This is a genomic window from Streptomyces sp. Alt3 (assembly GCF_030719215.1).
GTDB classification, from domain to species: Bacteria; Actinomycetota; Actinomycetes; order Streptomycetales; family Streptomycetaceae; genus Streptomyces; species Streptomyces glycanivorans.
Genome location: NZ_CP120983.1, coordinates 304083 through 317555, shown reverse-complemented (window position 1 = coordinate 317555; position 13473 = coordinate 304083). Strand labels below are relative to the sequence as shown.

At 70.9% G+C, this 13473-nt stretch carries 13 protein-coding genes; 7 read left to right on the top strand and 6 right to left on the bottom strand.

What is annotated here, in order from left to right:
* Positions 1-183: 183 nt before the first annotated feature.
* Positions 184-645, bottom strand: coding sequence for a barstar family protein (locus P8A20_RS01485; RefSeq protein ID WP_147961540.1), 462 nt, complete (start codon positions 643-645; stop codon positions 184-186).
* 27 nt (positions 646-672) lie between these two features.
* Entirely contained in the window at positions 673-1020 is a 348-nt protein-coding gene (locus P8A20_RS01480) for a VOC family protein (protein ID WP_147961635.1), read from the bottom strand.
* Between the two features lie 112 nt (positions 1021-1132).
* On the opposite strand from P8A20_RS01480, the gene P8A20_RS01475 reads away from it, so the two are divergent.
* Positions 1133-1570, top strand: coding sequence for a glutaredoxin domain-containing protein (locus tag P8A20_RS01475; protein WP_147961539.1), 438 nt, complete (start codon positions 1133-1135; stop codon positions 1568-1570).
* A 94-nt stretch (positions 1571-1664) separates the two neighbouring features.
* On the opposite strand, the gene P8A20_RS01470 is transcribed toward P8A20_RS01475, so the two are convergent.
* Genes P8A20_RS01470 through P8A20_RS01460 form a run of 3 tightly spaced genes read right to left on the bottom strand, consistent with a single transcriptional unit; the run spans position 1665 to position 5617 of the window.
* The gene (locus P8A20_RS01470) at positions 1665-3731 is read right to left on the bottom strand and encodes an iron ABC transporter permease (RefSeq protein WP_147961538.1); all 2067 of its coding nucleotides are present in this window, start codon (positions 3729-3731) and stop codon (positions 1665-1667) included.
* 6 nt (positions 3732-3737) lie between these two features.
* Positions 3738-4721, bottom strand: coding sequence for an ABC transporter substrate-binding protein (locus P8A20_RS01465; RefSeq protein ID WP_147961537.1), 984 nt, complete (start codon positions 4719-4721; stop codon positions 3738-3740).
* Positions 4718-5617: an ABC transporter ATP-binding protein gene (locus P8A20_RS01460; RefSeq protein WP_147961536.1), complete on the bottom strand. Its 900-nt coding sequence runs from the start codon at positions 5615-5617 to the stop codon at positions 4718-4720. Before P8A20_RS01460 ends, P8A20_RS01465 begins: the two co-directional genes overlap by 4 nt.
* Before the next feature lie 647 nt (positions 5618-6264).
* On the opposite strand from P8A20_RS01460, the gene P8A20_RS01455 reads away from it, so the two are divergent.
* Positions 6265-6531 carry a HEAT repeat domain-containing protein gene (locus P8A20_RS01455; RefSeq protein ID WP_306102680.1) on the top strand — a complete coding sequence of 89 codons (267 nt, stop codon included), beginning with the start codon at positions 6265-6267 and terminating at the stop codon, positions 6529-6531.
* 21 nt (positions 6532-6552) lie between these two features.
* Here P8A20_RS01455 and P8A20_RS01450 read toward each other — a convergent pair whose 3' ends face one another.
* Positions 6553-7500, bottom strand: a complete 948-nt coding sequence (locus P8A20_RS01450) for a methionyl-tRNA formyltransferase (RefSeq protein ID WP_147961535.1) — start codon at positions 7498-7500, stop codon at positions 6553-6555.
* A gap of 247 nt (positions 7501-7747) precedes the next feature.
* On the opposite strand from P8A20_RS01450, the gene P8A20_RS01445 reads away from it, so the two are divergent.
* The 5 genes from P8A20_RS01445 (at position 7748) to P8A20_RS01425 (ending at position 13450) form a co-directional block, all read left to right on the top strand.
* Positions 7748-9091 carry a lysine N(6)-hydroxylase/L-ornithine N(5)-oxygenase family protein gene (locus tag P8A20_RS01445; protein WP_147961534.1) on the top strand — a complete coding sequence of 448 codons (1344 nt, stop codon included), beginning with the start codon at positions 7748-7750 and terminating at the stop codon, positions 9089-9091.
* Between the two features lie 179 nt (positions 9092-9270).
* On the top strand, positions 9271-10329 hold the full coding sequence (locus P8A20_RS01440; RefSeq protein ID WP_147961533.1) for a FecCD family ABC transporter permease: 1059 nt from the start codon (positions 9271-9273) through the stop codon (positions 10327-10329).
* Positions 10326-11390: a FecCD family ABC transporter permease gene (locus P8A20_RS01435; protein ID WP_306102679.1), complete on the top strand. Its 1065-nt coding sequence runs from the start codon at positions 10326-10328 to the stop codon at positions 11388-11390. The genes P8A20_RS01440 and P8A20_RS01435 overlap by 4 nt, the downstream gene beginning before the upstream one ends.
* Before the next feature lie 51 nt (positions 11391-11441).
* Positions 11442-12281 carry an ABC transporter ATP-binding protein gene (locus P8A20_RS01430; protein WP_147961531.1) on the top strand — a complete coding sequence of 280 codons (840 nt, stop codon included), beginning with the start codon at positions 11442-11444 and terminating at the stop codon, positions 12279-12281.
* A gap of 116 nt (positions 12282-12397) precedes the next feature.
* Positions 12398-13450: an iron-siderophore ABC transporter substrate-binding protein gene (locus P8A20_RS01425; protein WP_306102678.1), complete on the top strand. Its 1053-nt coding sequence runs from the start codon at positions 12398-12400 to the stop codon at positions 13448-13450.
* The last annotated feature ends 23 nt before the right edge of the window (positions 13451-13473 follow it).

Sequence of the window (13473 nt, the reverse complement as noted above, 5' to 3'; positions counted from 1 at the left end):
GGGGGCCGAAGTACACCAACTGCCAGGGAGCGGGTTCGCGTTCGCGCCCGGCCGCAGTTCCGGGAAGACGCGCGTGGCCGCCCCTGCGTCGTGCTCGCGGAGCGGGGGAGTGGCGGTCGGCGACCATCTCCACGGCGTCCCCGTGCCCCGGCGTCATCAACCGGTCCGGGAGAGGGAGCCGTCCTACGGGGCCGTCTCCTGCTCGCACTGCCGAAGCTGTTCCCGCAGGTCCGGGGCGGATGCCGCGGTGCACGACAGGACGACCACGAGCCTGCCGGCATCCGTGCCGTCCGGCCGTCGTGTGGAGGACCAGCGGCGCCCCGCCCGCAGCAGTGTGCCGAACAGCAGCCGACGTCCGGCGACATCACAAGGGAGTGCCTCGTCCGCTGCCTGGACGATCAGTACGTAGTGATCCGCGGGCAGCCACGCCAGGTCGCGCAGGCAGTCGAGGAGAGCATTCCAGTTCCAGCCGAAGTGGTCCGGCAGTCTCAGGCCGTCGTAGAACTGCTGGAAGACGGAGTCCGTGTCACGCATCTCCCGGCCGTCGAGCCGCGTCACGAACGCCGTGCCGGTCCTGGGCAGCAGCAGATCGACGGGCAGGCCCGCCTGCTCCGGAACGACGTGCACCCAGGGCGCGGTGTACATCGTCAACCTCCTTCGGGCGAATGCGGATCAGCGATGGCTCAGCACGTTGACCACCGTGCCGTTCGGGTCGCGGACGAAGAACCGGCGCACTCCCCACTCCTCGTCCTGCAACGGGTGCACGATGTCCGCGCCGCTCTCCCTCATCGCCGCGTGGACGGCATCCACGTCGTCGACCTCCACGCTCATGTCCGGCACGACCGGGGCGCTCCGGTCGTGGCTCATCAACGTCACCTGCGCGGTGGGGTTGGAGGTGGAGGCGAGGGTCATGACCCATCCCTGGTTCATGACCTCCTCGAATCCCAGAAGTCCGTAGAAGTCCCGGCTCTCCTCCATGGCATCCGAGCGGATGTCGGGCATGACCCGGCGGACGGACATGGGCGACTCCTGCTGACGGGAGGGAGCGGACGCGTTCATCATCGCCCCCGGAACGGCGCGCACGCGAACCTTCCTGGCCGCCGGAGCGGCGCCGACGGTAGCCTGCCTGACCATGACGCGTGCCTGGATCCTGCCGATGTCACTCATGGCGTGCGGCGTACTCGTCGCGGTCCCAGAGACCCGTGACGGGTCGCCCCTCGTCGCCGTGGGGCTGTGCCTGGTGTTCGTCGTTCTCGCCTGGCTGTATTCACCGCTCGCGTTCCCGCGGTCGATCGGCGCAGCGGAGGCACAGCGCCGCAGCGCGGCCGACGGAATGCCGGTCGTCTACTGGCGGGCGGGGTGCACGTACTGCATGCGCCTGCGGATCCGGCTGGGCCGGAACGCAGGCCGGTTGCACTGGGTCGACATCCGGCGCGACCCGGCCGGAGCGGCGGAGGTGAGGGCGGCCAACGGCGGTGACGAGACGGTCCCCACGGTCGTGGTGGCGGGCCGGCCCCACGTCAACCCCGATCCCGCGTGGGTGCGGGGACAGCTGCCACCGTCCGCCTGACGGGATTCCTGCGCAGGAATCCCGCGTGCCGACGCGTGCTGCGGACGTCGGGGCGGGCCTCCGGTGTGGAACCGGAGGCCCGCCCCGGCCTTGTTCAACGCCTCGTGCGGACCAGCAGGTAGAGGAAGTACGGCGCACCGATGACGGCCGTCATCAGACCTGCGCCGAGCTGCGCCGGGGCGATCACCGTACGTCCCGCGAGGTCGGCGAGGCAGACCAGGGCCGCTCCGAGGAGGAGTGCGACCGGTACCACCCGTACGTGCCGCCGGCCGACCAGGGCACGTGCGGCGTGCGGCGCGACCAGCCCGACGAAGGCGATCGTCCCCGCTGCCGCCACGGCTGTGGCGGCGAGCAGCACGGCCATGACGAGGAAGCCGAGCCGAGCCCGGGGGAGCCCCATACCGAGGAGCCTGGGGGTGTCCTCGTCGAGTGCGACGAGATCCAGTTCCCGGCGCCGTGTCACGGCGAGGACGATACCGACGGCGAGCACGACGGCCACCGGCACCACATCGGGCATGTTCCTCCCGTATGTCGAACCGGACAGCCACGTGAGGGCCTTCGTCGTGTCGAACGGGTCGCTGAGCACGATGACCAGACTGATCAGTGCCGCCGCCGCGGCGGAGACGCCTACGCCCAGCAGGACCAGCCTGTTCTGCTGGAAGCCGCCCCGCGCTGCCAGCCCGAACACGAGCCCCGCCGTGACCGCCGCACCGCCGAAAGCGGCTCCCGCGATCTCCCACGAGCCGGGCGACTGCACGGTGGTCACCAGGAGCACCGCGCCGAGTCCGGCGCCTCCGGAGACACCCAGTACACCGGGCTCCGCGAGCGGATTGCGGGTCACGGCCTGTACCAGGGTGCCGGACAGTGCCAGCGCGCCGCCGGCGAGGAGCGCGGCCGACACCCGGGGAACCCGGGTGTCGAGGACGAACGTGACGACCCGGCCGGCTCGGCCCTGAGCCCAGTTCATGACGTCGCCGAGCAGCAGTTTCGAGTCACCCAGGAGCACCGCGGCGAACAGGACGCCCACCAGCACGACGGCCAGGACGACCACGGTGACCAGGAAAGCCGTGCGGCCGGGGATCCGCAGCCGGTCGGGTGCCTCGGCCGAGGCGGTGTCACGGAGGCGCAGCGCCATGACGACGAGGAACACCCCGCCGACCACGGTGGTGACGACCCCGGTCGGCACCTCCACGGCGGTGTCGGCGGGCACGACGGCCCGCAGCAGGACGTCCGAGCCGAGCACGAGCGCGGCACCGACGAGTCCCGTGACCGGCAGGCTCACCCGGGAGCGGACGAGCCCACGGAACCGGCGGGTGAGGGGCCGGACGAGCGCGGGCGCGCAGAGACCGACGAAGCCGATCGGACCCGCGAGCGTGACGGCAGCGGCGGAGAGCAGGGTCGCGACCACGACAGTGGTCACCCGGGTCCCGCGCACGGGGACCCCCAGCCCCCGGGCGGCGTCGTCGCCCAGTGCCAGGGCGTCGATGCGGCGGGCGAGGAGCATCAGCCCCGCCAGGCCGAAAACGACGACCGGCGCCATCCGGACGACGGCGTCGAACCCGTTCTGGCCGACGCTCCCCTGGTTCCAGCTGTACAGCCCCTCGGTCTCCTGGGGGAAGAGGAGGAGCAACGCCTCGGTCACCGCGCTGAGTCCGAGGGCGAGCGCGGTGCCCGCCAGGACGAGCCGTACGGTGCCCTTGCCCAGTCCGGACAGGCCGAGCACGACCGCCGCGGCGGCGAGGCCGCCGACGAAGGCGGCACCGGACGAGGCGAGGAGCGGGAGGGAGACACCGGTGACGGCGATGATCCCGAGCGCCAGATAGGACCCGGCGTTCACGGCGAGGGTGTCCGGCGAGGCGAGCACGTTCCGGCTGACCGCCTGGAGGGCGGCGCCGGCCGTGCCGAGCGCCACTCCGACGAGGACGGCGGCCACCATCCTCGGGAGCCGGGACGCGATGACGACGGAGGAGTCCCCGGCCGCCGCGTTCCCGGTGAGCGCGTCCCAGACTTCCGAGCCGCCGACGTCCGCGGTGCCCTGCGTGATGTCGACGGCGGCCAGGACCATGACCAGCAGCACGAGCGTGGCCGTCACGGCGACCGCACCCGTCGTGGCCGCGACGGACCGGTCACGGCCGACCGCGGTCTTCTCTATGACGGCCACGGCGTGCTACTTCGTCAGCGCGTCGACGAGGGAGTCGATGTACGCCTCCATCGAGCGGGGGCCGCCGAACATCCAGACGCCGTCGGGCAGTCGGTGCACGTCGCCGGCCTTCACGAAGGGCAGCGACTTCCACACGGCGTTCTTCGCGAGAGGACCGGCGAAGGCATCGCCGTCGGCGTCGTTCGCGACGTACGTGAACTGGACGTCGCCGAGACCGGTGAGGCCCTCGACGTCGGTGGTGGCGAGGCCGTAGCTCTCGTCGCCCTTCACGGTCCAGGCGTTCTTCAGACCGAGCTTCTCGTTGACCGCGCCGAGGAGCGAACCGCCGGTGTAGGCACGGATGGACACCTGGTTCGACGCGACGTAGCCGTCGGCGGAGGCGATCTCGGCGCCGCCGAGGCCGGCGTCCGCGAGGGCCTTCCTGCCCTCGGCCAGGCTCGTGTCGAAGTCCTTCTTGAGGGCGGCCGACTCGGACTCCTTGCCGGTGGCCTTCGCGATGAGGTCGAGGCCCTCCGTCATCGTGCCGATCTGGTCGGAGGCGTCGGCGGACGTGATCTCGATGACGGGCGCGACCTTGCGGAGCTGCTTCACGACAGCCGGCGAGAGGTCGCTGGTGGCGACCACGAGGTCGGGGGCGAGCGCCGCGACGGTGTCGATGCTCGGCTCGCCGCGGGTGCCGATGTCCTTCGGGGTGCCGGTGAGCGGGGCCGCGGTGTTCCACGCGGTGTAGCCCTTCACATCAGCGACGCCCACGGGGTCGACCCCGAGCGCCACCAGGTCCTCGACGACGTTCCACTCGGTGGCGACCACCTTGGTGGCCGGGCCGTCGAGGGTCACCTTCGTGCCCTTGGCGTCGGTGAGGGTGATCTTCTCGGCGGGCTTGCCCGAAGCGGCGGCGGCGTCGTCGGAGGACGGCTCCGTGGTCCCGCAGGCGGCCAGGGAGAGGGCGGCGACGGCGACGGTGGCCGTGGCGAGGAGGTGGCGTCTCATGAGGTGGTGCTGAGCCTTTCGGATCTGGAGTGGTGGCGGCCGATCGCGCGGGTGCGCAGGCTGCCGGTGGCGGGGTCGGTGTCCACGTCGATGCGGATGCCGTAGACGTCCGACAGAAGGCCGGGTGTGAACACGTCCTCGGGCGCGCCGTCGGCGACGATGCGTCCCGCGTGCAGCAGCGCGACGCGGTCGGCGACGGCGGCCGCCTGGTCGAGGTCGTGGAGGACGACGCCCACGGCGATGCCGTGGTCGTCGGCGAGATCGCGGATCAGGTCGAGGAGTTCGACCTGGTAGCGGAGGTCGAGATAGGTGGTGGGTTCGTCCAGGAGCAGCACGCCCGTCTCCTGGGCGAGACAGCCGGCGAGCCACACGCGCTGGAGCTGTCCCCCGGAGAGCTGGTCGACGCCCCGGCCGGCGAGGTCCTCGACGCCGGTGAGGCGCAGCGCCCGGTCCACCGCGGCGGTGCCGCGGGGATCAGGACGACCCCAGCGGCCCCGGTGGGGGTAGCGGCCGAAGTCGACCACGTCCCGGACGGTGAGTCCGCCCGGCGTCGACCGCGACTGCGTCAGGAGCGCCACACGGCGCGCGAACTCGCGGGCGCCGAGCGCGAAGCCGTCCTCGGCCGCGTCCGTCCCGGCGTCGACCGTGAGCGAGCCGGTCCGCGCGGTCTGCAGACGGGCCAGTGTGCGCAACAGCGTCGACTTCCCACTGCCGTTGGGGCCCACGAGGGCGGTCACCTCGGCGGGGCGCAGCGTGATGGCCGCCCCGTGGACGACGTCGACGCGGCCGTACGCCACGGTCACGCCGTCGGCGGACAGCCCATGGCCGCGCCTGGGCGGCCCGACGGCGGACACAGGGGTGCCCACAGCCGTGGAAGTGCTCTCACCAGCTCTCATAGGCGTTAGGTTAGCCTGCCCTTACGTCCTACCGGACCACGGCCCTCGGTCCGCCGGCCCGCAGGGCCTCCCGGACGGCACGCGCCGGGGCCGATCGCCTGACATGCCGAGCCATGGCGATGTTCGTGCACGTGACGTCCGCGGCGAACGCTCCCCGCATCCGCCGGTCCGGTATCCGTGCGGCCGGCGACGCACGGGGAGGCGCGCGAGGCGTCCACTGCTTCCCGGTGCTGCCTTCACACACCCTCACCCACCAGTGGGTGAGGGAACTGGCCCGTTTCGGCAGCCGTGGAGGGCTCGTCGCCGTCCGTCTGCGCCTGAGCGACGACCAGGTGGTGTCCTCGGGCACAACAGGGACCGGGTGTGCGGGATTCCGCCGGCCGTTCCCGCCGCGGAGGCGGTGCGCGGGATCGCGTCGCTGGAGGACCCCCGCGGGTGGGAGGTGTTCGTGCCGAGCGCGGTCGCACGCCGTGGGATCCACCGAATCCGGGCCCGCGCCGCAGGTCGCCGGCGGGTGCTGTCGGCCGGACGCGCACGGCGTGTGACCCCGCACCTGTTTCGGCTGCCGGGTGCGAGGCGGCTACGGATCGCGGCGGCTCCTCGAACCGCTCCCGCACCCCCCGGACGGCCCACCGTCACCGTTACGGGTGCTGCTCGCCCGGATCGCTGAGGCCGGGGATTCCGGGGAGCCGGTCGTCCCGCGGGAGGTGCCGCACCGGTTCGCGACGCGCCGGCGCGGGCCGCTCGACCGGCTGACCCCACTGGCGGCGCACCCCGACCCCGCTGTACGCGAGGACCTGGTGTGGACGGTGGGCAGCTGGTCCACCCCCGGGGTCGGTCAGCTGCTCGACGGCCTCGCCGAAGACCCGTCCCCGGACGTCCGGGAGGCCGTCGAGGCGATCCGCGAGCCGTGAGGCACACGGCCCGGGGGTGTGTCAGGGACGGCCGGTCAGGTAGCCGCCCATGGACGTGAAGTACTCGGTCGCGGGCACTTCCCGGCCGTCCTCGGTGCGGACGCGCGTGATGGCCAGGCCATGGTTGCGGCCGGTGCGGGCGTCGGATCCGGCCACGATCACCACGCCTTCGCCCTCGCGGTAGAAGACCCGGCCGGGTGTCCCGCCGTACCGGCCCTGGGACACCACGGCGGCCAGCACCTCGATGCGCCTGCCCCGGTGGAAGGTGAAGGCGCTGGGGTAGGGATCGGACTGGGCGCGGACCAGGCGTTCGAGGTCTTCGGCCGGCCAGTTCCAGTCGATGCGGATGTCCTCTGCCGCACGCTTGTGGAAGAAGGTCGCCTGTGAGCGGTCCTGCCTGGTGAACTCCGTCTGCCCCGCGGCGATGAGGTCCAGTGCGCCGATGGTGACCGGGCCGATGAGATCGACCGTCTTGTGGAAGAGGTCCGTCGCGGTGTCCGTGGGGCCGACCGCGACCGCCTCCTGCCGGACGATGTCACCGGCGTCGAGTTCGTCGTTCATCATGTGCGCGGTGACGCCCACTTCGGGCTCGCCGTTGATCAGGGCCCAGATCAGCGGGGAGAAGCCCGCGTACTTCGGCAGCAGGGAGTCGTGGATGTTCAGCGTGCCGTGGCGCGGGAGACCGAAGATGCGCGGGGGGATCCAGGTCCGCCAGTTGTTGGCCACGATGATGTCCGGGTCGGCCTCCTGGAGGCGCGCGAACAGCTCGTCGTCGTCCGGCCGGTTGCGGATCAGTACCGGGACGTCCCGCGCTTCGGCGAGGTCCGCGACGGAGTCGCTCCAGATCTTCTCGTAGGCGTGCTCGCTCCGGGGGTGTGTCACCACCAGCACCACGTCGTGCTCGGAGTCCAGGAGGGCTTGCAGGGTGCGATGCCCCCAGGTCTGGTACCCGAACATGACGACCCGCATGTGTTCCTCCTCGGTACAGGCAATGACGAGTGTTCAGTAAAGCGAGGCTTGCCTTAGTTCGCAACAGGGCTGCGAAAAAGCCCTGTTGGGAGGCGTTTCGCCCGGCCCCTGTGTTCGGCGCCCTATCGACAGCCGCGCGAGATGAGCTTAGGCTCACCTAAATTACGGCGGGCCACTCTGTTCGGTGTGCCCGGACTTCGGATACCCCCCGCGACTTCAGGCGGCTTCCCCGCACGATCGGAGTGACATGTCTCAGGTTCAGCCTGGCGACGCACCTCAGGTCCTCGACCTCATCGGCATCGGCTTCGGTCCGTCGAACGTGGCCATGGCCATCGCGATCAGCGAGCACAACACGGACGCAGGAGCACAGCAGCCGGTCTCCGCCCACTTCTTCGAGCAGCAGCCGCGCTTCGGCTGGCACCGTGGGATGCTGATCGACGACGCGACGATGCAGGTGTCCTTCCTCAAGGACCTGGTGACGCTCCGGAACCCGACCAGCGAGTTCAGCTTTCTCTGCTACCTGAAGAGCAGGGGGCGTCTGGTCGACTTCATCAACCACAAGAACCTCTTCCCGCTCCGGGTCGAGTTCCACGACTACTTCGAGTGGGCGGCGGCCAAGGTCGGGGACATGGTCTCCTACAGCCAGGAGGTCGTCGGGGTCACGCCCGTGGTCGACGACGGCGGAGCCGTGGAGTACCTGGACGTGACGGTCCGCTCGGACGAGGGGCTCACGGTCCACCGGGCCCGGAACGTCGTCATCGGGACCGGGCTGCGCCCCCTAATGCCGGAAGGTGTGGAGCGCGGCGACCGCGTCTGGCACAACTCCGAACTGCTGGCGAAGGTGGAGGGGCTGGAGGGTGCCTCGCCCTCCCGTTTCGTCGTCGTGGGTGCCGGACAGAGCGCCGCCGAGAACGTCGCCTACCTGCATCGACGGTTCCCCGAGGCCGAGGTCTGCGCGGTCTTCTCCCGCTACGGCTACAGCCCCGCCGACGACAGCAGTTTCGCCAACCGCATCTTCGACCCCGGGGCGGTCGACGAGTACTTCGCCGCACCCGGCGACGTCAAGCGCCGGCTGATGGACTACCACGGGAACACCAACTACTCCGTGGTGGACATCGATCTGATCGACGACCTCTACCGTCAGATGTACCAGGAGAAGGTCCTCGGCACCGAGCGGCTGCGCTTCCTCAACGTGTCCCGGCTCGCCGCCGTCGAGGAGAAGCCGGACACGGTCCACGCCACCGTGACGAACCTCGTCACGGGGGAGGAGGCCGTCCTGGACGCCGACATCGTGGTGTTCGCCACCGGCTACAGCCCCGTCGACCCGCTCGGCCTCCTCGGCGAGGCCGCGGGCAGCTGCCTGCGCGACGAGGAGGGCCGGGTGCGCGTCGAGCGCGACTACCGCATCGCGACCGAGTCCGGCCTGAGCTGCGGCATCTATCTCCAGGGCGGCACGGAGCACACGCACGGCATCACCTCGGCCCTGCTCTCCAACACGGCGATCCGGGTCGGCGAGATCCTGGACTCGCTGCTGGCCCGTGGCGTCAAGGCCACGTCCGACGAGGCCCGGCTGTTGGCGGACGCCTCCTAGCGGGTCCCGCAGTTCCGCACGTCCCGGCTCCCGCGCCCCCGGGTTCCGCCGGGCACGGGGACGCGCCGCCCGGCCCGGTGAGCGGGTCGGGCGGCGCTCCCACCGGTGTTCCTCCCAGGGGCCGAAGTGCCCAACTGCCGGTGAATCGCCGGAAGATCAAAGGGATATCGTACGTCGACATGAGCACGACTGCATTGGAGCGCCCCGTCCCCAGGGGCGCGGCGGAGGCCCGTCGAAGGCGGGTGGTGGGCCTGGGCGCGCTGGTGGCGGTCCTCGTGGCCGGGGTGGTCGCCTCCCTGGCCGTCGGCGCGCGCGCGTTGAGTCCCGCCGAGGTCTGGCACGGGCTGTTCGCCGCGCCGGACACCGACCAGCGCCTCACCGAGATCAGGCTCATCGTGCAGACGGTGCGGGTGCCCCGGACGGTACTCGCGGTCGTCGCAGGCGTCGCCCTCGGCATCGGCGGGGCGTTGATCCAGGGCTACACACGGAACCCGATCGCGGACACCGGTCTGCTGGGCGTGAACGCGGGTGCCTCCTTCGCCGTCGTGACGGTGATCGCCCTGTTCGGCCTCACCTCCCCGTTCCAGTACGTCTGGTTCGCGTTCCTGGGGGCCGGGGCCGCCGGCGTCGTCGTGTTCGGGCTGTCCAGCATCGGGCGGGGTGCCGGCAACCCGCTGACCCTTGCGCTGGCCGGTCAGGGCGTCACGGTGTTCCTCGCGGCGATGACCATGGCGATCGCGCTGTCGGACCTCAAATCGCTGAACGCGCTGCGCTTCTGGAACGCCGGCTCGGTGGCCGGAGTCGGCTTCGACGTCATCTGGCCGGTGAGCGCCTTCATCGCGGTCGGGGTGCTGCTGGCCCTGACCACCCTGCCGTCGCTCAACCTGCTCAACCTGGGCGACGACGTGGCGCGCGGGCTGGGTGTGAACATCGCGCTGAGCCGGACCGTGGGCATCGTCGCCATCACTCTGCTGGCCGGCGCGGCGACCGCCGCGTGCGGCCCCATCGCGTTCCTCGGGCTGATGGTCGCCCATGTGGCGCGTTATCTGACCGGGCCGGACTACCGCTGGCTGGTGCCGTACGCGGGCCTCCTCGGAGCGGTCGTCCTGCTGGTCTGCGACATCGTGGGGCGGCTCGTGGTGCGGCCGGGCGAGCTGGACTCGGGCGTCGTCGTCGCCCTGCTGGGTGCCCCGTTCTTCGCGGCGCTCGTCTGGCGAGGAAAGTTCAGGAGCGCATGAACGGCACGGATGTGAAGCGCTCTGTGGTGCCCGGCGTACGGCTGGGTACGGTGTCCTTCGTCTGGCGGCCCTGGCTCGTGTCCGTCACGGTGCTGCTGGCGGCGGCCACCTTCCTGGTGTTCTGCGTGTCCGTCGGGGTCGGGGACTTCCCCATCGGTGTCCCTCGGGTGATCGCCACGATCTTCGGACGCGGCGAGCAGGTCGACGAGTTCGTCATCATGGACCTGCGGATGCCACGTGCCCTGGCCGGACTCCTCGTGGGGATCGCCCTGGGGGTCTCCGGGGCGATCACGCAGTCCATCGCCCGCAATCCGCTGGCCAGTCCGGACATCCTGGGGATCACCGGTGGAGCCGGGGTCGTCGCGGTGTTCCTTGTGACGGCCTCGGGCGGGGCCGCCGCCACGGTCGTCAGCACCGTGGGTCTGTCGGCGGCGGCGCTCGCCGGCGGCCTCGGGGCGGGCCTGCTGGTGTACTTCCTGGCGTGGCGGCGCGGTGTCGACGGGTTCCGGCTCATCCTCATCGGCATCTCGGTGACGGCCGTGACCGAGGCACTCACGACGTGGCTGCTGGCCAACGCCGACATCAGGGACGTGGCACGGGCCCAGGCATGGCTGGTCGGCTCGCTGGACAACCGGTCCTGGGACGAGGTCCGGGTGGTGTTCTGGTGCTCGCTCGTCCTCCTGGCGGTCGTGGCGGTCACCGCGTTCCAGTTCAGGCCCCTGCACCTCGGCGACGAGGTCGCCGCCGGGCTCGGCGTCCGGTTCTCCGTGGTGCGAGCGGTCCTGCTGCTGTGCGCGGTCCTGCTGGCCGCCGCGGCGGTCAGTGCCGCGGGCCCGGTCCCCTTCGTGGCCCTGGTGGCGCCACAGGTGGCGATGCGTCTGGCCCGGTGCCCCACACCGCCGCTGGTGGCCTCCGGGCTGGTGGGCGCCCTGCTGCTGCTCGGCGCCGACCTGACCGCGCGCTCGGCGCTGCCGATCACCCTTCCGGTCGGCGTGGTCACCGCCGCGATCGGTGGCCCCTTCCTTGTATATCTGCTGGTGCGGTCGAACCTCAGACGGTGACGGCGCACGGCTGACGAAGACGACTGTACGAACCGGACGACGGGGGAACCTGTGGGCGCTCAGCACAGCACGAAGACGGATTCCGCGGCCTCGGACGCAGCGCGGCTGGCCGCCAGGGACGTCACCGTCGGATACGGCGGCCGGACCGTCATCGAGGGTCTCGACGTGACGGTGCCGCCTGGGCTGATCACCACGATCATCGGCCCCAACGGCTGTGGGAAGTCGACCCTGTTGCGCACCCTCACGCGGTTGCTCAAGCCCGCCTCGGGAGCGGTCGTCCTGGACGGCGAGGACATCGCAGGACTCAGGACCAGGGACGTGGCGAAGAAACTCGGCCTCCTGCCGCAGGCGCCGGTCGCGCCGGAAGGCCTGACGGTGGCCGATCTGGTCGCGCGAGGGCGCCATCCGCACCAGAGCTGGCTGCGGCAGTGGTCCTCGGACGACGCCACCGTCGTGGAGCGGGCCCTGGCCATGACCGGGGTGTCCGAGCTGGCCGACCGTCCGGTGGACTCGCTGTCCGGCGGACAGCGCCAGCGCGTCTGGATATCGATGACGCTCGCTCAGGGCACCGATCTGCTGCTGCTGGACGAGCCGACCACCTATCTGGACCTGGCGCACGCGATCGACGTGCTCGACCTGGTGGACGACCTGCACGAGTCCGGCCGCACCGTGGTCATGGTGCTGCACGACCTCAACCTCGCCACCCGGTACAGCGACAATCTCGTCGTCATGCGGGCGGGATCGATCCTGGCGCAGGGACACCCGCGTGACGTGATCACGGCCGAGCTGCTGCACGAGGCGTTCGGGCTGAAGGCCATGGTGATCGACGACCCGGTGGGGGACCGGCCGCTCATCGTGCCCATCGGACGGACCCACGTACAGCTCAACTGAGGTACCCATGAGGGAAATAGCCAGAGTTAGGCTAGGCTAACCTCACTCTGTATGGATAAGGTTTGGCTGCCCTCAGACGGGGTGTAGCGGACAGCGCGAAAGCAGGGGATTCACGGATGCTCTTCCACAGATCGACGTTTCCGAAGCCGGGGCGGCGGCTGGCGGCGGCCCTCGCCGCAGTGACGCTCGGCGCCGGCCTCCTCGCGGGATGCGGTTCCGACACGGAGGACGGGACGAGCGACAAGGCCCCCGCGGCCGCATCCGGAGCCTTTCCCGTGACGGTGGAGCACGCCTTCGGATCCACGAAGGTCACCAAGGCTCCCGAACGGGTCGTCTCCGTCGGCTACACCGACGACCAGGCCATCCTCGCGCTCGGCATCAAGCCGGTCGGCATGGTCGACCAGTACCCGAACCCGGCCGGCACGTCCCCCGACATCAACACCCAGTGGCCCTGGGTGAAGGACAAGTGGGGAGACGCCCGCCCCGAGGTCGTGATGAGCAACGGCGACTCCGGCCCCAACTACGAGAAGATCGCCGCCCTGAGGCCCGACCTGATCATCGCGGTCTACTCCGAGATCGACCAGGCGGCCTACGACAAGCTCTCCAAGATCGCCCCGACCGTGGGCCGCACCAAGGCCGAGAAGGAACTCTTCAGCGCCCCCTGGCAGGACAACGCGGTCCACATCGCCAAGGCGCTCGGCAAGGAGGACGAGGGCACCGCGCTGGTGAAGGGCATCCAGGGCAAGCTCGACGCCGCACGCGAGGCGCACCCGGAGTTCGCCGACCGGACGGCCGTCGCGCTGTCCTGGTACGAGGACTCGGTCGCACCGTTCACCACGACCGACGTACGCGGACGGCTGGTGACGGGCATCGGCTTCAAGGGAGCGACGAAGATCGACGAGATCGCCGGCGACTCGTTCTACACCAAGCTCTCCCCCGAGCGCATGGACCTGGTCGACGTCGACCGCGTCTTCGTCATCAACGACAAGGCCGACCAGGACGCACTCAAGAAGTTCGAGCTGTTCACCAACCTGTCCGCCGTCAAGGCCGGAAAGGTGTCGTACATGCTCGACAGCGAGGGCCCGGCGGTCGGCGCGGCCATGTCCCAGGGCACCCTCCTGTCCCTGCCGTACGCGATCGACGAACTCGTCAAGTCGGTCGAGCAGTGAGGCCCGTCGCCCGCGCCCGCCGT

Bases quoted from the DNA above. Each gene is read 5' to 3' on its own strand.
- P8A20_RS01485 (WP_147961540.1), bottom strand. From the start codon at position 645: ATGTACACCGCGCCCTGGGTGCACGTCGTTCCGGAGCAGGCGGGCCTG.
- P8A20_RS01450 (WP_147961535.1), bottom strand. From the start codon at position 7,500: ATGCGGGTCGTCATGTTCGGGTACCAGACCTGGGGGCATCGCACCCTG.
- P8A20_RS01480 (WP_147961635.1), bottom strand. From the start codon at position 1,020: ATGTCCGTCCGCCGGGTCATGCCCGACATCCGCTCGGATGCCATGGAG.
- P8A20_RS01425 (WP_306102678.1), top strand. From the start codon at position 12,398: ATGCTCTTCCACAGATCGACGTTTCCGAAGCCGGGGCGGCGGCTGGCG.
- P8A20_RS01460 (WP_147961536.1), bottom strand. From the start codon at position 5,617: ATGAGAGCTGGTGAGAGCACTTCCACGGCTGTGGGCACCCCTGTGTCC.
- P8A20_RS01465 (WP_147961537.1), bottom strand. From the start codon at position 4,721: ATGAGACGCCACCTCCTCGCCACGGCCACCGTCGCCGTCGCCGCCCTC.
- P8A20_RS01440 (WP_147961533.1), top strand. From the start codon at position 9,271: ATGAGCACGACTGCATTGGAGCGCCCCGTCCCCAGGGGCGCGGCGGAG.
- P8A20_RS01475 (WP_147961539.1), top strand. From the start codon at position 1,133: ATGACGCGTGCCTGGATCCTGCCGATGTCACTCATGGCGTGCGGCGTA.
- P8A20_RS01435 (WP_306102679.1), top strand. From the start codon at position 10,326: ATGAACGGCACGGATGTGAAGCGCTCTGTGGTGCCCGGCGTACGGCTG.
- P8A20_RS01445 (WP_147961534.1), top strand. From the start codon at position 7,748: ATGTCTCAGGTTCAGCCTGGCGACGCACCTCAGGTCCTCGACCTCATC.